This is a genomic window from Enterococcus sp. 3G1_DIV0629 (genome assembly GCF_002141285.1).
In the GTDB taxonomy this organism is placed as follows: Bacteria; Bacillota; Bacilli; order Lactobacillales; family Enterococcaceae; genus Enterococcus_B; species Enterococcus_B lactis.
On the sequence record NZ_NGLI01000006.1, the window covers coordinates 12,893 to 32,333 of the forward strand.

Annotated in this window: 23 protein-coding genes; 1 reads left to right on the plus strand and 22 read right to left on the minus strand. The window is 31.8% G+C overall.

Annotated elements, in window-relative coordinates; all coding sequences use genetic code 11:
• Positions 1-52: 52 nt before the first annotated feature.
• From A5816_RS15685 to A5816_RS15785, 22 genes are all read right to left on the minus strand, one after another.
• A complete protein-coding gene (locus tag A5816_RS15685; protein ID WP_081156985.1) occupies positions 53-571 on the minus strand; it encodes an EF0163 family protein in 519 nt (172 codons plus the stop codon).
• A gap of 17 nt (positions 572-588) precedes the next feature.
• Positions 589-1,719 (minus strand): glucosaminidase domain-containing protein, encoded by a 1,131-nt coding sequence (locus A5816_RS15690; RefSeq protein ID WP_086311721.1) that lies wholly within the window; start codon positions 1,717-1,719, stop codon positions 589-591.
• On the minus strand, positions 1,703-3,640 hold the full coding sequence (locus A5816_RS15695; RefSeq protein WP_081156981.1) for a hypothetical protein: 1,938 nt from the start codon (positions 3,638-3,640) through the stop codon (positions 1,703-1,705). Before A5816_RS15695 ends, A5816_RS15690 begins: the two co-directional genes overlap by 17 nt.
• Before the next feature lie 11 nt (positions 3,641-3,651).
• The gene (locus A5816_RS15700) at positions 3,652-6,162 is read right to left on the minus strand and encodes an ATP-binding protein (RefSeq protein WP_086311722.1); all 2,511 of its coding nucleotides are present in this window, start codon (positions 6,160-6,162) and stop codon (positions 3,652-3,654) included.
• Between the two features lie 11 nt (positions 6,163-6,173).
• Positions 6,174-6,587, minus strand: coding sequence for a TcpE family conjugal transfer membrane protein (locus A5816_RS15705; protein ID WP_081156976.1), 414 nt, complete (start codon positions 6,585-6,587; stop codon positions 6,174-6,176).
• A gap of 9 nt (positions 6,588-6,596) precedes the next feature.
• Positions 6,597-6,938 (minus strand): TcpD family membrane protein, encoded by a 342-nt coding sequence (locus A5816_RS15710; protein ID WP_241547457.1) that lies wholly within the window; start codon positions 6,936-6,938, stop codon positions 6,597-6,599.
• Positions 6,938-7,951 (minus strand): conjugal transfer protein, encoded by a 1,014-nt coding sequence (locus A5816_RS15715; protein ID WP_081156974.1) that lies wholly within the window; start codon positions 7,949-7,951, stop codon positions 6,938-6,940. Before A5816_RS15715 ends, A5816_RS15710 begins: the two co-directional genes overlap by 1 nt.
• Before the next feature lie 24 nt (positions 7,952-7,975).
• Complete coding sequence (locus tag A5816_RS15720; RefSeq protein WP_081156972.1) at positions 7,976-8,209, minus strand: helix-turn-helix domain-containing protein; 234 nt, start codon at positions 8,207-8,209, stop codon at positions 7,976-7,978.
• The gene (locus A5816_RS15725) at positions 8,202-8,594 is read right to left on the minus strand and encodes a hypothetical protein (RefSeq protein WP_081156970.1); all 393 of its coding nucleotides are present in this window, start codon (positions 8,592-8,594) and stop codon (positions 8,202-8,204) included. The genes A5816_RS15720 and A5816_RS15725 overlap by 8 nt, the downstream gene beginning before the upstream one ends.
• Before the next feature lie 10 nt (positions 8,595-8,604).
• Positions 8,605-9,162: a hypothetical protein gene (locus A5816_RS15730; protein ID WP_081156968.1), complete on the minus strand. Its 558-nt coding sequence runs from the start codon at positions 9,160-9,162 to the stop codon at positions 8,605-8,607.
• Positions 9,163-9,183: 21 nt separating this feature from the next.
• Entirely contained in the window at positions 9,184-9,573 is a 390-nt protein-coding gene (locus tag A5816_RS15735; protein WP_081156966.1) for a hypothetical protein, read from the minus strand.
• Positions 9,574-9,667: 94 nt separating this feature from the next.
• A complete protein-coding gene (locus A5816_RS15740; protein ID WP_081156964.1) occupies positions 9,668-10,162 on the minus strand; it encodes a hypothetical protein in 495 nt (164 codons plus the stop codon).
• A 16-nt stretch (positions 10,163-10,178) separates the two neighbouring features.
• Positions 10,179-10,940: a class A sortase gene (locus A5816_RS15745; RefSeq protein WP_241547456.1), complete on the minus strand. Its 762-nt coding sequence runs from the start codon at positions 10,938-10,940 to the stop codon at positions 10,179-10,181.
• A 58-nt stretch (positions 10,941-10,998) separates the two neighbouring features.
• Positions 10,999-12,807 carry a VaFE repeat-containing surface-anchored protein gene (locus A5816_RS15750; RefSeq protein ID WP_086311723.1) on the minus strand — a complete coding sequence of 603 codons (1,809 nt, stop codon included), beginning with the start codon at positions 12,805-12,807 and terminating at the stop codon, positions 10,999-11,001.
• A gap of 165 nt (positions 12,808-12,972) precedes the next feature.
• Complete coding sequence (locus A5816_RS15755) at positions 12,973-14,010, minus strand: C39 family peptidase (RefSeq protein ID WP_373404620.1); 1,038 nt, start codon at positions 14,008-14,010, stop codon at positions 12,973-12,975.
• Between the two features lie 129 nt (positions 14,011-14,139).
• A complete protein-coding gene (locus A5816_RS15760) occupies positions 14,140-14,457 on the minus strand; it encodes a hypothetical protein (RefSeq protein ID WP_081156959.1) in 318 nt (105 codons plus the stop codon).
• An 11-nt stretch (positions 14,458-14,468) separates the two neighbouring features.
• Entirely contained in the window at positions 14,469-14,738 is a 270-nt protein-coding gene (locus A5816_RS15765; protein ID WP_081156958.1) for a hypothetical protein, read from the minus strand.
• Between the two features lie 71 nt (positions 14,739-14,809).
• Entirely contained in the window at positions 14,810-14,953 is a 144-nt protein-coding gene (locus A5816_RS16420) for a hypothetical protein (RefSeq protein WP_179131907.1), read from the minus strand.
• Between the two features lie 25 nt (positions 14,954-14,978).
• The gene (locus A5816_RS15770; protein ID WP_256926107.1) at positions 14,979-15,404 is read right to left on the minus strand and encodes a hypothetical protein; all 426 of its coding nucleotides are present in this window, start codon (positions 15,402-15,404) and stop codon (positions 14,979-14,981) included.
• Between the two features lie 116 nt (positions 15,405-15,520).
• A complete protein-coding gene (locus A5816_RS15775; protein WP_241547453.1) occupies positions 15,521-16,642 on the minus strand; it encodes a replication initiation factor domain-containing protein in 1,122 nt (373 codons plus the stop codon).
• 539 nt (positions 16,643-17,181) lie between these two features.
• On the minus strand, positions 17,182-18,465 hold the full coding sequence (locus A5816_RS15780; protein ID WP_241547452.1) for an FtsK/SpoIIIE domain-containing protein: 1,284 nt from the start codon (positions 18,463-18,465) through the stop codon (positions 17,182-17,184).
• A 220-nt stretch (positions 18,466-18,685) separates the two neighbouring features.
• Positions 18,686-18,886, minus strand: coding sequence for a hypothetical protein (locus A5816_RS15785; protein WP_081156955.1), 201 nt, complete (start codon positions 18,884-18,886; stop codon positions 18,686-18,688).
• 274 nt (positions 18,887-19,160) lie between these two features.
• On the opposite strand from A5816_RS15785, the gene A5816_RS16445 reads away from it, so the two are divergent.
• Positions 19,161-19,441, plus strand: a 281-nt coding sequence (locus tag A5816_RS16445) for a hypothetical protein (protein ID WP_218777105.1), incomplete at its 3' end; no start/stop codon positions are given.

The following is a 19,441-nucleotide window of genomic DNA, read 5'->3' on the forward strand; positions in this document are numbered from 1 at the left end:
CTAATAAAATTATACATTAAAACAATAAATTGAACAAAACAAAATAACAAATTTATCGTATTTCCATATACTTGATATAAAAACTATTTATTTTATCTTTTCCAAAAATAATATCAATTAATACATCATGTTCTGCACCTCTACTTTTATCATTACCTAAAACAATATAATGATTTACATCATCTGTTTCTTGATAAATATATTCAATTGATCCTATACTATTAAAATCCGCATTGACTTTAACATCTAGTCCTTGTTCTTTTATGCATTTGTTAGTCAAATAACTTTTAATCTCGTCATTTCTATCGTCAATTGACGTAAAATTTAGAAGCTTATACGAAAAATCTCTTAAAATATCTTCTCTATCTTCATTTTTTTTACTAACTTCTTTTACATCATCTTCTTGTTTTATTTCATCTAAGGCAATTTTATACTTATCTCTTTCCTTACTAATTTCCGACAGCTTCTTTTCAATCGTTAATTCATTTCTTTTGCTCTTTTGATTCGAATATTGATTTCCTAAAAAAAATCCTATACTAATTAAGGCAATGAATACAACTATCTTTTTCATAGTACGCTCCTTCAATATTAATATTTACCAGTTGTTATAATTTTTAACGGATCAAGCCATGTTCCATCATCAGTAAATGCACTTGCCTGAGCTTGTAGCCAATTTTTTTTAGTTATTCCTAAATGCAAGTGTTCTGTGTCACGTATACCGATTACGTCTCCCAATTTGACCTTATCGCCTACTTTTACTTTTGCATTGCTTAAACTTGTAGCAAATTCTTGATAGACCATATTTAATCCGCTATCGTTAATCACAATAACACAAGCACCTAATCCCGCAATATTAGGGTTTCCTACATATACGACTGTTCCACCATGTATAGCATGGATTTCTTTTCCAGGGTGATCGACAGAACCAAAATCTAAACCATCATGCCATCCATTTTGACGAAATTCTCCCCCTGCATTTCTTCCGAACAATTGACCGCCTGTAAATGATCCTTGTCCAACTTCAGGAAACGGCCATCCCCAGCCACCACCAACAGAACCACCTGTCATGCCACCAAATTCTTTCCAATTTTTGATTGCAAAATCATCATATTGTGTTAGATTATTAGATTTAATAATTGACATACATCCTATAAAATAAGGACTACTTATATCTATCCCTGCTGCCGCATATCCTCCTCTGCCTAAAATCAATAAACATTCGCTAGGATTTTTATTTCCTACACATGCATTAAAGTTTGATTGTGAAGCTACCATGTATCCATAATAACTAAATGCTGCTTTTTTATTAGGAAACTTCATGTAATAGCCCCCCTCACTACCTCCTATTCCTCTTGCAGAACCCTTTGGAAACGGACAACCTTCAAACCACGTAATCCCAAAAAAATTATTATCATTTTTAGCAGAAGCGGAACGTCCCCATTCGCTTTCATAAGCCCATTGACTAATAATGACACTAGGTAACAAGTGATACTTAACTGCTGAACCCACAGCCATTTGCGCAATTTCATCTGGAACATTTCCTGTCCCTTTTATCTCTGGAAATGAAGGTAAATCCTCTGTATAAACACCTGTATAAATATCACCGTATCCTGTATTAAAGCTTTCATCATTCGACCCAAACGCCCCAGTAAGTGAAAAAATAACCCCTATTATAAACAAAAAAAGGAAGCCTAAGCTTCCTCTACGAATCAATTTCATTCAATTCTTCCTCTCTTTCCATATTTGGATCAACTGTTTCTAATTCAGGCGAAGCATTTTCAAAATCATAATCATCAAGACTATTCAACGGGGTTTCTATAGGTATTTCTTGTTCACTCATAGTTGATACATTAGCTCTATCATGACTAATAAAATCATCACTTACATCATTAAAATTACTTATTGTAGAATAATCAGAAGTATACTCATTAACTGGAACTTCTATATCAGAAACTTCTTCTCCCCTTAATAAAGCCAACTCACGTTCAAATTCTTGCAAGTTATTATTTTTCTCTTTGTTCTCTTTTTCTTCTTCTGTTTCATTCATTCTGATTTCTTGTTCCCCATTTGGATCAATACCATAAGTCTTATTTAATCCTTCTATATTACCTTCACTATAAGCAGAAGAGTAAGGAGATAAACGATCTTTTAAATATTCAGAAGGTGAACCAGCAAATTCTTTTGAATTATCTACAACATTCTGTAATTTGGAATCTTCATACATATCTTTTGCTTTATCACCAATCTTATCTAAAACCGCATTTCCTAAACCACGACCTGCAATATAGCCCATACCACGCATGATATTTTCTCCAAAATTTGAATGTTTAGAAGATTCGTCTTCAAGTGCAGATTGTAGCTGAACATTATCTGCATATTCGTTATTGTATCCATTCGGATTAGAAGAAAAATCTCCATTTTTCATATCATTATCCAGATTGTAATCAGGTTCAATTTCTTTTCTAGTATTTCTACCAATACCATCATTTTTTAGTAATTTCATATCTGGAACATGATCTACTTCTGCTTTTGTAATTACATTTTTAAACCAATGGAAATTTTTAACTACTAAAATAGCTAATATTACTTTAATAATTAAACTTGCTACTATTGCTGTAATTGAAGTTAATCCAAAAGCTGAATCAATAAAATTAAGAATCATAAAAATAAACCCAAAGCCGATTCCTAAAGCAATTTTCAGAGCAAACGATCCCAAAATAAGTTTCATACCATTCATTAGTACATGTTCATTATCTGGTAACAAAGCTAAAGCTACCCAAATTGGTGAGATCAGTACTAAAGCAAGAATAAAAATTTGAACTAAGAAATTCATTACCGAAATTAACAAGATAATTCCTGCAACAATTACATAGTCAATACCTGAATTGAGTAATATTAGATATTTATCACCCAGCTTTTTTCCTGTCAAATAAGGATTTTTTTCAGAATTTTTGTCAACTCTATCACTTATATCTTCACTTACATCATCATATTTACCTTTTTTAGCTGTCAATTCCGTATATTGTTCTTTAGAAATATCTGTTTTACCATAATTAAATAAAGCAAAAGGTTCTAAAATAAATTTGTAATATAACATGTTTTCTACTTTATCTGTTGTATCTGTTGGAGGAGTTAACCCTAGATCACTTGACAACTTATCTGCATCTTTTGATATTTCTGGTGCCATTACAGTAACCAATTCACTTTGCATGTTTCCAGATATTGTATTAATATCTTTTAACCAACTCGCCCCATTTGAATAAAACCCTGTGGCAACAATCACTAATGAACCAAAAACCAATAATCGCATAAAGATTTTTTGCATACCATACTTTAAAATATCCCGAACCGCATAGATAAACAGAATAGTCAGAAAAACAACACCCAATGTTTTAAAAATACTATCCCAAACTTGCTCTCCAGAATTAAATACTTTATCAATAGAATCATTTAATATATCAACGGAATAAACATTTTTAATTAAATAATTCCCTGATAAAACAATGGACTTCCCAATTCCAAAAAGGATATTGAGAAGTCCATTTAAAGCACCTATTGCTTTTTCATCGAGCCCTGAAAAGAAAGGCGCCTGTTTTAAATAAGATATAATCGAATCAATGTCAAAATAATCTTCAAACATTCACAAACCTCCTAAGAAATAAACATTTCTTCTGCACTTCCACTCGCATTTTTATTGACAGTTTTTAGACTTTCTAACACTTCTTCAAACGGACAATAAACTAACATTCGATTCACTCGACCATAGATATCTAAATATAAACAGTGATACTGTGGTGTTTTTTTCAACCAATCAATATTAATATCTGTTACTTCTAATCCAATATGACGTAAAATATCTTCTCGTTCATCCGAATTATCAAAAGCAAAGATTCGACCGAAGTTTCCAGAATCATCTTCCGTTTTAGTATCATGAATTGACTGTGTAATTAAAACCATCATATTATTGTAAGAACGTCCAATTCTTCGCATAGATTTAATAATCTTCCGACCACCTTCAGAACTACTAAAAATCCAAGCTTCATCAAATAAAACAAATGTATTTTCATCACGATTACTACCGAATTGTTCACAGAATTTACCTAAACACATCATTAAAGCAACTGATTTACGTTGACTTGACGTATAATTTCTCGGATTTTCTTTTGCAGTTGGCATATCTAAACCAGCAACTTCTAAAATTGTTATTTTAGAATCAAGATTCAATCCTTTGCTTTCACCACGTGAAAATGCTAATTCTAAAATAGAGCCCTCTACTCGCTCATAAATTGCACGACCAGATTTTCTAGTCTCTTCATTTTCGCAATGAATCATGTAATCAACGACACTCATTAAACCAACTTTTTGACCTTCTGATTTATCAGTAACTACTTGCTTAATTCCTCTTAACATATCGGTTCTAGCATCTTCACGATCAGTAAAATCATAAATCTGTTCAAAAATAGTTTCTAACGTGTCTTGTACATTTGCACCACTTAAATAATTCATTGGATCAAGTACCCCATGATTTTCAGGGTTATCAGGATTCAAAGTAACAAAGTTAAACGAACGGATATATGAAACAAACAATGGATAATTCTTTTGGTAATAAGGATTTTGTTCTACTTTCATTAACCATTCTTTGTATTCTGACTTCGGATCAATATATAAACCCTTCCCTTTCAACAAGCTACAGTAAAAGAAAATCAATTTTGCTAAAAATGATTTACCTCCACCTGTTGGACCTGTAATTGCAATATGCGGAGAACTAGAAGATTTTCCTGCTATGTCTGCTTGATTGGCTAATCTAGGGTTAAACATAACTACTTTGCGACAAGCACGAGCAATCTGTTCAGGCTTTAAACCAGTTACATTACTCATAGTAGAAACTCGACCTATTGGAAAACCTACCTGATCGCCGATACGATTATTAGTTCCAATCATCATTTCTGCAATTCCTTCTGCAGTCGTATAATGCACCCAATTTTTAATTAAATTTGATTTTTGACCTGCTAAAAAGTAATGAAATAGTTTATCTTGATCCGCTAACCCATTCACTACTTCAACCTTCAAAGCTTCACAATAATCAATTAATTGAGCAGAACGTTTACGACATTGCTTAACACTCGAACCATATACAACAAATGCACCTTGCCACTTAATGATTGGTACACGTTCCTCAATCTTTTCATCTAAATCCAATAAAATATACCGATTAAGTCGTCCATTCTTGCCCTCAGAATCTCCCGTTTGCTGAGACTCTCTGGCAAAGTTCTTTAATCGTTTATTTGCACGATTCGATTTTCCTTGTAATCCATTTGTACCTTTTAATGGCTCAAATCGACCTTTAAATTGAAACTCTACAGGAAACGGCAACTCCTGAACACGTTCGATCACATGATTAAATCGCATATTCTTACTAAATTTATGGATCGGTAAAATAGAAATATAACTTTTACCTTCCCTTGTTGCTAATTCTAAAATACCTTGATTTTCATAAGGATTAATAATCGTATCAGTTAATGAATAGGTGTCATTAAAATTAATTGGCTCATTTGATAAAGCACTTTTCAATCCTCTAACAAATGGATAATGAACATGGTGCATTAATTCTTGTTCTGTTAACCTAATTCCTTGAACTGCTCCAAAACGTTGAAACAACATTTCTTCTAACATTCCAAACCTTTCAAAGAATGACTGATCGACTTCTAACTGATAGTGAAATAAAGACAACGTACGTGAAACAACTTGATCCATCAATTCTAGCGACTTTTCCTTTAAAGTCTCAGAAGAAAAAACTTCACTTAGCTTCACACCTACAATCAAACGCTCATTTGTTAATAAACCTAATTCACGTTCTAAAATCTGTACCGTCCGTTCACTAATATTTTCAGATAAATCACTGTATTCAGAAGAAAAATCTTTGCTTAATTCTTCCATTCTTCGTTCTAAATCAAATGAGACTGGTTCAAGTGAAATATCTATATCCTTATACCGTCTTAATCCTTGAAAAAACTGGTTTAACGTATCTTTATGTTTTTCCTGTTTTTCTCTGTTCTGCCCTGTAATCGAAATAAGCGGTACTTTAAAATATGCCCATACCTCATTATCTTTTGTTAACAAAAAATTTTTATATATTTTAGCTACTGGAATACTTAATACCATATTTTCTCCTTTCAATCTGCATTTTTTATCTTTAAATGATTCAATTGTTCTTTTTTATAAATCATTTTCGTTTTTCTAATTGTGATCAAATTTGTTTGTTGTATCACTTTTTTTCCAATCTGATAGACACATACAAACCGTATGTAATCCAATAAAAATAAATGAACCTTCTTACCATCAGGTTCTACACGATTAAATAACTCCACCATGCCATACGGAATAATTAGGCATAAAATGACAAAAAATTGAGTAAAACCAAGTAAAGGATATAAAATCAACATACTTAGCAAAGCTGTAAAACCAAAAACAAAAATTGTTTGTCCTGAAACAGCGTTTCTTAACCGTAATTTTTTAGTAATTTCTCTAACCATATAAGGAGCCTGAAAAGGCTCCTTATAATCAAAAACTTGTTTTTCTTTATTCATAATTATCTCCTAGAATCCAAATTTTTGTGGAATGGTACTTAATGTATCTAAGAATGATTGTGGGTCTTTAATCAAGAAATAAACAATTGCACCACCGACAAGTAACAATGCTCCCTTTACCCAATCTTGATTCATAAAAAATTTCACTACAAGAAATGCCACAACTAATGCAAATATAGGTGAAATCCAATCACCTAAAACATAATCTGTGAATTTTTTTGCGCTAGGGTCTTCCGCCAAAACTGGCATACTAAATAAACCATTAACAGCTAATGTTCCAATAAATACTTTTGATTTTAAAAACTTCACATTCTTCAAATTATTCATGAACTGTAGTCTTTTTAGTTTCATTAATTATTTCCTCCAAAGTCATGTTTAAATTCTTTCACATAAAAGTTTCTATTTTTTTCAGTGATTTTGATTATTACTTGCTCCTTATGTTGGTTTTCTGTATCTTTTTCTCTTAAATTGATCGTGTCATTAACAACATAAGATTTTCCGTCCTTATAAATCTCGGGTTTAGAATCCGTAATTTCAAATGCTCCATCGATTACTTGTGGCGAATCCATCATATAAGTTGCTTGTTTCAAATCTCCAGAAGTATAAACAGCGTAAAATTCTTTTATGAAATCATTAATCTTACCACTTTCACTCTCTGAAGCTTTTTCCAAACCATTAACTTCACGATTAAATCCCTTTACACCATCTAAAGTTAAATTACTGATTTTTGAATAATAAGGTAACGCAGTTACTTTAGATTTTCCGTCTTTTTGCACAAAAGGAATATTCAAAATAACAGATAATTCTTTTGATTCATTTTCTTTATATTTCTCTTTGACCTCCACTTCTTTTTTATCTACTTTTTTCTTAACCGTACGTTCCTTTTCGACTGGATATTCAATCTTATATGTTACGTAGTACTTAGCAACATAAGTAGTACCTTGCTTCTCGAAGTCATACAGTTTAAAATCTAACAATTTTTGTTTAATATTGTTAAATTCCTCTGCTGGAAGTTTATCAACCATATATGTTTTTAAATTATTCTGTCTCTTATTAAAATCATCTTCATTGTCTGGTTTATTCATATACTCTTTTATGAAGTCTTCCATAAAACGTTCTGCCAAAAAAATATTTAAATCATTTTTATCCGTACTTTCGATTTTACTTTCTAATCTATCTAGTTCTTCTTTATTGCTAGAAGCCTTCACATTAGCGCTCTTGCCCATCAAAAAACCTATAGGGGCACTTATTACTAGACAAATTAAAACCGCTAAAAATGCAATTCTAGCGGTTTTAGGACTTATCTCTTTTTTGTCTTTAAGGACTTCTTGCTTTGGCTTTTTTTTCATTTTAATAAATTTCATGTTTAACTCCCTTCAAATATCTATTTATTCTTTAAAAAAATAATCTAATGGAACATCAAAAAAATTAGCTAGTTTTAATAAACGTTCTACATTGGGATAAGTTGTTCCAGATTCATAATTACGAATACTTGCAGTACTAACACCAACAAACAAAGCAATTTGTTCTACTAGAAAATTTTGCTCAGTTCTTAGTTCTTTTAATTTTTTAGGAAAAATTTCTAGCTTTAATTGATCGTCTTTTCCTTTAAAATCAAACATTCAAATCCTCCTTTTCCAAAAAACTAAATTGTTTTAATTTTTGTAGCAGTATTTTTCTAGTTACTTGCTTACAATAAACTTTTATTTCTTGTGGATAGTTTTTATAAATATAACGAGCTTTATAAAAATCATACCGATAACCTAAAGGTAATCCTGTATCAGTAAATCGAACGGCTCCTTCAATAATCAAACTCGTTATATTAGATAATTTTCGTTCGTAAACAACCGGAACATATGGCGTAAAAGGCAAATCATCACGATTCAGCAACGCACATACCCTCAAGTATTCTTCCTTTTCTTTTTCACTAGGACTACTAGAAAACACTAAAAAACCGTATTTATCACATAAAATACGGTGCAAGGGAGCGCTAAATTCAATTTTCATTTTTTTCTCCTTAATTTTTATGTTTTTTTCTATAAGAATTAACCAAATGATCTGTTAAAAAACTTTGTTTCAAATGTTGGTATCCAATACGTTGCATAGTTTCATTTACTGAAATCCGATCATTTTCATATCCCTTTAGATATTGATTACGTTCATTGAAATATTCAGAAGCTCGTTTTCGTTCGTATTCCTCAATAAAATGTAAATCTGCTTCCTCAAATTGGAAAATAGACAATAGCTTTTCAGATTTTAAAGATTCAATATGATAATGTATAAAATTATCTTCGGTCAATTCTTCGTCTCGACAATCAAATAAATCTAAACGAGACGTTCCAAAATCAATAATTTGTTCCTGCAAATACGCATAATCTGGTCCACGTCGGTTAGAACTATAAAATTCATACCAACCTGTTTCTGCCTTACGTAATTCTGCTTTTAACAACGATTTTGACCGATCAGACGATAAATCTGCAAAACTAGACTCTTGCACTACATAGCGTACCATTTCTTCATACCTATAGAGATACTCAGACAGTTTGATTTCTGAACCTAAATAAACAAGTTCCATTTACATTCTTCCTTTTACATATCAAAACAAACCTAGCTCTTTCACAGCTTGATTAAGCATTTCTTTGGCTTTGGACTCAGCAACTGATTTTAAATTATCATAACTATCCTGTTTCAAACCTTGCAATTCAAATTCTTGTGTAGCGTAAATATGTTTCAATCGACGTATTAAATCCAATACATCATATTCTCCTTGCCACAATCGAGAATAATTATCTACATCAAATACACCCAATTCTAATTCAGGACGATTATATGGATTAAATCGAATAAGATACTCCTTTTCAATTTTCCCATAAGAAGACGACACTAATTCTTCTGCTGAAAACCAACGTCCTATCGCAAACGAATCAGGATAACTTCCAATAAAAAATTCATCGCCTTTTACTAGATTCCATATATTAACTTTCATAAAATTACCCTTTCTAAGAATAAAATTTTGGACTTAAACAAGTCAGAATTCCAAGCAACATGCCAATAAATAATCCACATACAAATAAAACCATTTATTCCTCCTGTAATTTATTATCTTCAGCTAAATCAATCTTTTTATTTGATAAATAGGATAAATAATATTTAAAAATAATGATCCCAAAAGTTGACATCCACATCCAAACAACCACACCATACCAACTTTTATCTGGTGTCACCATACTTAATAAGCTTTGTTTAAACAGCTCAAAGAATATTCCCAAGCAATACAAACATTTTATTAGTCGAATAGAAGATAAATCTTTCTTCCATCTAAATTTTTGTTTAGACAAAATCATATAACAAAAATCAAAAACAACAAACAAAAGCAATAAATGCATTCCCAAACTCCACAACTCTTCACCTAATGATCCATATCCATATGCTTTTCCCGCATTATCAATATAAAAAGAATGTTTTAAAAGAGATTGAAATGCCCGATATCCAGAAAAAGCAAAGGGCAATCCTGTCAAAAAAATCAACACTAAAGAACAACGATACAGCACTTCAATCAATTGATATTTTTTCAACTTATATTCCTCCAAACTAACTACGCACTGCTCGAACCATTAAACGACCATTAGTGCCATCAACTGAACTGTCACAAGTAATTAACGTTAAAATACCATTTCCTTCTGAATCGAAAATCACTTGATTATCTTCTGCCGTAATATGTTCTATTTTTATGACTTTGAAATTCATAGTTTTATTTTTATAAGTGACTTGTACAAGATCATTTTTCTTCACATTTTTAATACCACCAAAAAGCAACCCAGCATTCGTCATATAATGACCTGCTAAAGTAAAATTGCCTTTTCCCAATTCTTGATTAGGCTTCATTGTTCCAGCACCAACACTTAAATTTTCTTGGCTCATTCCTTCTAAAATTGGAAGATTCATGCCAATACTTGGAATTTGAATAGTTCCCATTCCAAAATTAGAAACAACTTTCTCAGCATTTACTTTCTTCATAGCCTCTAAAGTCAGTGGTTTTACATCTTTTCCAACATAGTCAGGTTGATTTTCAGAAGTACTGATTTGAATTTCATTTTGCTGATTTTCTTTTTGCTTTTCTTCTGTTGTCTCTGTGTCTGGTACTTTTTCATCACTACTCATTTCTTTTTGTTGACTCTGTTTATTCTGACGCTTTTGTTGCTTTTCCATTGCTTGAATAGCAGTATTTTGAATATTTTGAGCAGTTTTATCTAACTCTTTTTGCTGATATACAAAATAAAAACCAATTCCAGCAATCAAGAAAATAGTCAATGAAACAAAGATTAACTTCCAGTGTTTAAATATTTTCTTCATTATCTATTTCTCCTTGTATAAAAAAGGAGCACCACCTTTTTGATACTCCTTTTTATTCTTATTTATTTTTGCGTTTAACAATAGAATAAACAGACACTAACAAAACAGACACACCAGCTAAAGCTAAACCAATTAATCCTTTTGATTGATAATTTTCTGATCCAGTTTGTGGTAAAGGTGTGTTTGGTATATCCACTTTAACTGTTTGTCCTTTATCATTGATATCCGCATGAGTAGCAATTACTTTTGTTCCAAAATAAAGATTTTCAAAAACAACTAGTTCTTTATCATCTAAACCTGCTGTATTAAAGGTAAATTCGACATTTTGTTTGCCTTTTGCAGTTTTTGCTGTAAATTTTGCATTTGCAGTGACTTCTTTCCCATCGACCATTAATGGCTTCCCAGTAGTTTTATCCATCAATGTCCCTTCTACACGATACTCTTTTCCTGCTACCAGTCCTTCATAAGATACTTCATCAACAATAGTGACAACTTGATTTGGTGCCAAAACTTTATCTTTATCTGCTTTGTCCGTTGCCGTAGTACTAATTTTTGGTGTTTTCTTATCAACTTTGACTGTTTGTCCTTTATCATTAATATCCGCATGAGTAGCGACTTCTTTATCTTCATGTGTCATTGATTCAAAGGCAACAAGTTCTTTATCATCTAAGCCTGTAGTATTAAAAGTAAATTCTACCGGTATCTTTCCATTAGGTGTTTTTGCTGTAAATTTTGCACTTGCAGTGACTTCTTTCCCATCAACTAACAGAGCTTTTCCTGTTTCTTTATCCATGAGTTTTCCTGTGACAGTGTACTCTTTACCAACAATCAGATTTTCATAGGAAACTTCATCGACAACTGTAGCTGTTGTATCTGGTGCAAGCACTTTATCATTATCAGCTTTATCTGTAGCTGTCGTTCCAATTACAATATCCTTCAATTTCCAATTGATTTTTTGTTCATCCGTTTTATGCTCATCATCCACACTAATTAGAGAATTTGTTGGTTGAACTGACGAATCACCACCATATTTAAATACATGAACCGTTTTAATATCCCCTTCAGACGTAATTGTCAATTCACCTGTTGGTGTTCCTTTAGGAATTTGAATCGTAATTTCTTGATTAAGTGGTAAGTTGTCTTTTGAAATTTCTTTACCGTCTTTGTTCAAAATACGCATACCAGAAATTTCTTTATCGAAACTTACACTTGCTTTACCATCCGTTTTATTTGCTTCTGATTTGAATTTATAATTATAGTAAATATCATCTTCTGATTCATTTACCTTTTTCAAATTATAAGTTGTATCCGTAGACGTTTTTCCATTTTGTACGTGATTCCAAATAATATCAAATGCCTTGTGAACTCGATCAATTTCAGCTTGTGAATGTTCAGGAGTAGACCAAACAATATCCGAAGTCTTAAAATTATTTGATAAAAGCCAAGAAACAATCTGTGTCGCATATCGCGCTTCTTGAACATTGGCTACTGGTAATCCATTCAAATCACCTTTTTTAGCATATCCAGCTTCATACATACGATAAAATTCATCGCCAAGTTTTCCTTGTAATGCTAAATTATGCCCATTAGGAGTCGGTTTTTCTGAATCCATACAATAAGCTTCATTTCCATTACTATCCACAAAATCATGTGTCACCATATATTCAAGTTCACCATTCGGACGTTTTACTCGAATATATCCTTTAATCTCGTCACCAATTTTGGTATATTTCATTTTTTCAGGTGCTGTGTAGCTAATAGAAGCTTTTGTTTCAGTCGCATTTACTACGCCCTTACCAGCTCCTACACCTAATCCTGCCACACTTAATACTACCGCTGAATATAAAAAGACTTTCTTATAAATCATTTTTTCTCCCTCTTCTCTAAATTATTAAAAAATTGAAATCTTAATTTTTTTCTGCCAAAAACAAGGGGCTCTTATACCCACTAACTCCCCTCCTATCTTAGAAAATAAAAAAGACCTCTAAAGTAATCCTTTAGAAGTCTTTTAAACTATTTATTTAATTTTTATTTATCTAACTGCTACTGCCATACCGGTAGTGTTGAAAGAACGTTCAAATGTACCAGAATTAATCCATTTAATACCAAACACTGGGTCAACAATGTGATAAGCTCCATCTTTAAAGCCATCCACAAGAACTACATGTCCGTTCCAAACAGCACGCCCCCAAGGCATTTGTTTAAATTCAGGTGTAGCATAGTTATAGGTCACCCATGCCACTACTGGATTTCCTTTTCTAATTTCATTTTTAATACCATTAGCGCCACATCCAGTGATATTAGCAGCATTTCCACCGACGTTTTTCGCCCATTGCACTACTGGGCTAGGCATAATGCCTTGGTACGTCCCATTCACATTGTAGCGCCATTCGCCAGAGTATCCGTGGTATGGATTGTTATCATTTGCTCGTGGCATTGAATTGACAAAACTAAATAAATCTTGATTAGTTACTCCTTTATATTTCAATCCTGAAAGTAAAGAAGCTCCTTCACAAAGCATTGTATTTCCTTGATAAACAACTGGTGCATTCAATACTTTTTGCGTTACTGGTTTACTTGGATTAGGTGCTGGTACAGGATTTGCGGTACTTCCTGGCATTGCATACCAACCAATTCCTTCAATGTTCCAGCCTTGTTTACTAATCACTCGTTTCTCGTTCTCATCTAATGTGTAATGGTGCCAATTCACACGTTTATTGTACAGACGAGTTAAAGGAACACCGTTAGCACCAGTATAGGAGTAAAAAGCTACACCTTCGTAAGTCCATCCTTGTTTTGTAATGCTATCTCTTTCTTTTGCATTCAACGTATAAAAATGTTCGCCATTATAACGATTGTACAAACGATAGACAGGTTCACCACTTGTTGGGGCATTCCATGCAATTCCTTCATAGTTCCAACCAACTCGTTTTAAATTGTCTCTCTCCCCTGTACTTCTCGTATACAAATGCTCGCCACTATAAGGATTATACATCCGATACATTGGAATAGAACTATCTGCAAAAGCACTTTGTCCTACTGCTAATCCTGCGAAAACCATAGCTCCCATTAATAACGATTTTAAGGCTACTTTTTTCAATATGTTCACTCCTTAGTTTGTTATAAAATAGCTATTTATATAATAATAAAAAGTTCAAAAAATGTTTAAATTAATTCATAATAATATGTTTTGGATTCATTATCGTATCAAGCATAAACATGAAAGATACATTCCAAGAAAAGCCAAAGTTATAACTAATAAAAAGAATAAACTATCCTCTCTTTTTTTTATTTTGTTTTCTTTTTTCAATAAACGAATTTTCTCTCTATTTTCCACATTATTCAAATAGACCCTATATAGTGAAGAACCATATTCACGAATAACTAAAAGATCATAGTCTTGGAATAATTGTTCAAAATCTTTATAGTCTTCTTCGTCTACATAAATATATTTTCTATTTTCTTTTTTCAATTGTTCTATTTCATTCAGAAAAAGTTTTTCACCGATTGAACTCATTAGACTTCTCCTTATGCTTCAACCAAATATTGACGAGAAATTCCGTCTTCCTGATCATAAACAACTCTTACTTGCTTAAAACGTTTCAAAAGTCCTAAAAAACATCTTTTTTCTTTCATATTGAAATTTGAAATATATTTAGCAACTGATAATTTCTTGTCTTTTTGTTGAGCAATTTTTTTTAAAATATCTGTCTCATAGTATGTGACTAAGTTATTTGCTTCTTCTAAATCTATATTTTTGTAAAATCCATCACCTAAAGAATTATAATTAAATTTCATACTTACATAAACCCTTTTTAATCATCAATATTTGCTACAAAATCAACGATTTCAATAGCCATATCTCTTGTTCATGCCCTTAACTTCTCTCTAGGAAGAACAAGAATAACTAATGGCTCAAGTATTTCTTTCGCACAAATCCATTCATTAGCTTCTTTTTGATTTTGACAAGAATAATACACACATCCAGTGTATTTTCCCATTATTTTTACCATAAGCAACAACTCCTTCCATTAGATATTATTGAGACAAACTCTCTTTTTGTTCTTCTTCTAAAACTAATTTTCGAAGTTTTAGAAGGGTATCCCACGCTTTTTCTGCTCTTTCTTGATTTCCTGCATTCGGATAAAAAAGTTTACTTGTCATACTTTCTGGATATCCCAAAAGTGGATATAAATCCCAAGTCAGAATTTGTACTCTGTTACTAGTTACCTCACGAATTTTTTTAGAAACATTCTTATCATGAAAAGCATACTTATCATGAAAAGCATACTTATCATGAAAAGCTAAAGAATATTCAAAATCCACTTGGTCGACTACATGATTAAAGTAACTTTGTTTACTTTGAACTTGCATTCCTCCCCATATTCCTAAAGAAAAAAATATTAAAGATAATCCCACAGCAATTTTTGATTTGTAAAAAAACATACGATTCAAACTTTTCATCTTATTCACCATAGGCTTTCATTCCTTATCTAAACTAATTTTCTCTAAATGCTTTACGTACAACATATTCATTCCAAAATACCGACTTATCATAAAGATAAATCTACAAAAAATAATTAAGCACAAATCATATCTTTAATATCAGTTGTTTGTACTTCAATAACATGTAAATGCTTATCACTTAACTCAATTTCATCAAGAATCTCTTGTAATTCGTCTGTTCCTTTAATTTTATCTATTTCTAAAATCACTTTAGCAGTAGCCGCAGCTGATCGTTTAAACCAATTTTTAGAACGCTCATATAACTGTTCATTAGGTTCTATCGATAAACGCATTTTTTCGGCATCACCTAAGAAAAAAGCCCATTTTTGATTTGTTTTCCAATATCTACGTTCAACACCAATTTTTCGATCAGTAAATTGTAAATAATCTTTCATAATTCCTAAAGCAATTGCTGGCAAATCACCAGTTCTTAAAAATTCAGAAATAGCCAACATTGCACGCTCATTTTTAAATCGCAATTCATAACGATTTTTTATTGGGACTTCTTCCACTGGTATTCCTAATTTACGAGCCTGTTCGTAATTTTTCTGATAAAACGTAATATAAAATTCACTTTTTTTCGATCCAAAGTAAATACTTGTACCTTCCTGTTTCTTTTCTGAAATACTACCAGAACCATTAAAATCAAATTTACGAAAACGAGAAATTAATTCCTGACGAAAAATTTTATTCAAAAGAGTCGGAATACTGAGATATTCTTTATAATCATTAATTGCCAAATCAAGTCTTGTCACTCTGCATTTATAATCAAAACAAGAATAAAAAAAATCGAACCACGATCTTCCTTGTGCTTCGAGAAAAGCTTCAAATTGACGGCATCCTTGACCTGATAATTGAATTAATACACCACGTTCATCATTTTTCTTTGAATAAAGAACTTGAATATAGTCTAATTGATAACCGCCTATGTACCCATATAAATGAGATTCTACCTCAGCAAAATAAGCTTTATCAATTTTCAGTACATTCTCAAAAATACCTGTAGTATCATGTGTTGGGAAAGTGATTCTCAAATAATCAATAATGCATTCAAGAGGATCATGTCGTTCTTGACTTGCAATATAATCAAGTATTTTATTTAAAGTTTCTTCCGAAACACGTGCAGTACCCTTCTCCAAATAATTAATTACTTGACGGCTTACACCAACCTCTTTCGCAAACTCAGTTTGCGTCATTCTAAATCTTAACCTAGAAGCTTTTATACTTCGTCCTACATGGTTAATTTGCGATTTATCAATTGCTATTCCCTCCATAAAAATTTAGTTGACAAAATCACGATTTTTTTTTTCAAAAGTGTAACCAAAAGAAATACCTATATATCAAGCATTACTACCACAATTTTTCTTAATTTTTCACATTACTACCCCCCTGTTAGAATACGGGGGTTACAGCTTGACGAGCAAAGCTCGCCAAGCCCATTTTTCCCCGCATTTTTACTTGAAAATGGCGCAAAACCGGCGCCTTTCACGAATTTGTAAGCTTGCTTGTACACGTCTCGCTCGAGGAGACCTCGGCTCGTCGTTGCGTTCATCGGTGGGCGCTGTGGCGCCCACCTCTCACAAGGAGACCTTGTTCGCTCCGCACCGCAAGCAACAACTTCGGAAAACTTTTCAACCCAGCAAAAATGGGAAAAATGCTCTTATACCTTATTCCCATTTACTAACAGTCTGGAGATAAAAATTTTCTAAATAGCTTAAATTTGTAACACTTTTTACTAAATTCCTCCTTTGATTTCTAATTCTTTTTCAAGTTGTTCCTTCTCAGATTCTGTTAAATTCAATTTTGAATAGTCTTCTTCAATCATTTTAGGAATCTTAGACAGTGCTTCTTTAAAATCAAAATCTTTTGGAACTAAAGGAGAATAATTTTCTCTAGGCATACCACCATCACTTATATATCCTCGCCCACGAACATCATTATTAAAGAAGTTCTTATTTTCTGCAGATTTCCCAAAAATCATAGCATAACCAGTACTTTCAAGCTTTCCTAAGGAAACACGCACATTAAATTGATCTCGCAATTTTCCGTCTATATCTTCGGTATCTGGACGTTGCGTTGCTAAAACCATAAACACACCAGCTTGACGTCCTTTTAGAATAATTTGAGTTAATGGCTTCATAATTTCTAGACGTTTTCTAAAATCATCATTTACTTCTGCCATTAATGCACTCCATTCATCAGCAATTACAAAATAAGGCGCCATATTATAATACGTATAATCAGCTCCCCATTTATAATCAGGGTGTGTTTTCATATAAGCAAATCGATTTAACATTTCTTTTTCAGCGTCTCTCAAACAGCGAGCAATACGATCTACGCCACTAAAAGCATGATTCTTAAAAGCTGGTAATTCTCCAATAGAAACTAAGTCTGCATTTTTAGGGTCACAAATGTAAACTGTGCCAATCTGTGATAAATACAGAACAAGAGTAAACAAGAAAAACGTCTTTCCGCCACCAGTACCACCACCAATCAACATATGGGGCATTTTGGCAAAATCCCAAACAAAATCTTTCATCAATTGAATAGAAGTTTGAGTGACTTTCACGTCTCGAATAGAAATTCGATTAGTACCTAATCCGATCAGCAGTTCATACTTTGTAAATCCTAATTCGCTAGTAGACTCAATTAAATCAGCAAAAAACATTTGCTCCAAAACAGGACCAATTTTTAACATCTGTTCATGATATCTTTTTCCATCAGTTGGAACAGTAATTTCCGTAGTAAATTTTTTATGCCTATAATAAACTCTAGGAAACTTTATTACTTCACGTGTTTTTCCATCTGTATTTTTTTTCGTTTTACGATCTACCCAATTACGACTAAGAATCATTTGAGCTAACATTTGTCGGTGTAAAACACGAACAAAATATTTCCCTCGAATTTTAGAAGTTTTACGTATCAACGATAAACTTCCAAAAATGAGAATCAACATTCCTACTAATTCAACCATTGGAAATATTAACTGAGTATACTCAATTTTCCCACTTTCAATCATTGGCTTCACAATAGGATAGATTTTAAAGTAACAAAAAAAGCCTACCCCAACTAAAAAAGGTAAAGCCATCAAAAACAGATATAATCTATAAATATTTAAATGGATTTTTCTTATCCTTATACCTCGGTAATTAAAAAATTTTGAGATAATATATCCCTCCTTTTAACCGCAGGTCTACTAAGCGAAAATAAATCAAGTTACAGAATTATAAAAAAATGATCTATTCAAAATCGCCAAGAACATAAAATTTACCTAGCCCTAACCATGCGCATTTATACGCCATATGCCAAGCTAATTCAATTTCTTCTTCTGAAAAACGATAAGCAAATTCATATTCGCAAGTAAGATAAAAACCTTCCTTTGAATCTTCTATTTGAGCAAAGAATTTATTTTGCTTTAAATCAAATAAAACATATTCCATACTTATCTCCTTTCCATACTAATAAAAATCTAACCTATCGTTAGTCCTGATAGTTCTTCTAATTCAGCTTTATCATGTTCCAGTTGTTGTAACAAGTACCATTCAAATTATTCTGTTAAAACAGCAGGTAAATAGACAATAACTTAACCCAATAACAGCAAATCAGACAATAATTTACTTGACTTTTTCACTATTTATCCTCCAATATTTTATTTAAAAATATTATAATTAATGTATATTGTTTATTGAAAAAATTTTTTTGTAAGGTAGGTAAATGCAAAATATGGACATAAATAAATTTTCTAAAGCAGTAGAAACCTTTATTTCCATAATACCTTTTTTTACTTTTATAGTTTTTATTGGATCTAGTATACAAACATATTATTTTTCAGATAAATTTACTAAAAAATTTTTGACAACAAATACCCTGCAATTTTTAGGAAAAATCTTTGATACCATTATTTTACTATTCTGTAATCTACTACTATCTATTGGATTGATCATTTATATTTTTAATGATTTAAAAATAAACTTACAAGAAGTAATAAAAATTCT

Coding starts and splice junctions, on each gene's coding strand:
- A5816_RS15685 (WP_081156985.1), bottom strand. CDS start 571: ATGAAAAAGATAGTTGTATTCATTGCCTTAATTAGTATAGGATTTTTT.
- A5816_RS15690 (WP_086311721.1), bottom strand. CDS start 1,719: ATGAAATTGATTCGTAGAGGAAGCTTAGGCTTCCTTTTTTTGTTTATA.
- A5816_RS15695 (WP_081156981.1), bottom strand. CDS start 3,640: ATGTTTGAAGATTATTTTGACATTGATTCGATTATATCTTATTTAAAA.
- A5816_RS15700 (WP_086311722.1), bottom strand. CDS start 6,162: ATGGTATTAAGTATTCCAGTAGCTAAAATATATAAAAATTTTTTGTTA.
- A5816_RS15705 (WP_081156976.1), bottom strand. CDS start 6,587: ATGAATAAAGAAAAACAAGTTTTTGATTATAAGGAGCCTTTTCAGGCT.
- A5816_RS15710 (WP_241547457.1), bottom strand. CDS start 6,938: ATGAAACTAAAAAGACTACAGTTCATGAATAATTTGAAGAATGTGAAG.
- A5816_RS15715 (WP_081156974.1), bottom strand. CDS start 7,951: ATGAAATTTATTAAAATGAAAAAAAAGCCAAAGCAAGAAGTCCTTAAA.
- A5816_RS15720 (WP_081156972.1), bottom strand. CDS start 8,209: ATGTTTGATTTTAAAGGAAAAGACGATCAATTAAAGCTAGAAATTTTT.
- A5816_RS15725 (WP_081156970.1), bottom strand. CDS start 8,594: ATGAAAATTGAATTTAGCGCTCCCTTGCACCGTATTTTATGTGATAAA.
- A5816_RS15730 (WP_081156968.1), bottom strand. CDS start 9,162: ATGGAACTTGTTTATTTAGGTTCAGAAATCAAACTGTCTGAGTATCTC.
- A5816_RS15735 (WP_081156966.1), bottom strand. CDS start 9,573: ATGAAAGTTAATATATGGAATCTAGTAAAAGGCGATGAATTTTTTATT.
- A5816_RS15745 (WP_241547456.1), bottom strand. CDS start 10,940: ATGAAGAAAATATTTAAACACTGGAAGTTAATCTTTGTTTCATTGACT.
- A5816_RS15750 (WP_086311723.1), bottom strand. CDS start 12,807: ATGATTTATAAGAAAGTCTTTTTATATTCAGCGGTAGTATTAAGTGTG.
- A5816_RS15755 (WP_373404620.1), bottom strand. CDS start 14,010: ATGGGAGCTATGGTTTTCGCAGGATTAGCAGTAGGACAAAGTGCTTTT.
- A5816_RS15760 (WP_081156959.1), bottom strand. CDS start 14,457: ATGAGTTCAATCGGTGAAAAACTTTTTCTGAATGAAATAGAACAATTG.
- A5816_RS15765 (WP_081156958.1), bottom strand. CDS start 14,738: ATGAAATTTAATTATAATTCTTTAGGTGATGGATTTTACAAAAATATA.
- A5816_RS16420 (WP_179131907.1), bottom strand. CDS start 14,953: ATGGTAAAAATAATGGGAAAATACACTGGATGTGTGTATTATTCTTGT.
- A5816_RS15770 (WP_256926107.1), bottom strand. CDS start 15,404: ATGAAAAGTTTGAATCGTATGTTTTTTTACAAATCAAAAATTGCTGTG.
- A5816_RS15775 (WP_241547453.1), bottom strand. CDS start 16,642: ATGACGCAAACTGAGTTTGCGAAAGAGGTTGGTGTAAGCCGTCAAGTA.
- A5816_RS15780 (WP_241547452.1), bottom strand. CDS start 18,465: ATGATTGAAAGTGGGAAAATTGAGTATACTCAGTTAATATTTCCAATG.
- A5816_RS15785 (WP_081156955.1), bottom strand. CDS start 18,886: ATGGAATATGTTTTATTTGATTTAAAGCAAAATAAATTCTTTGCTCAA.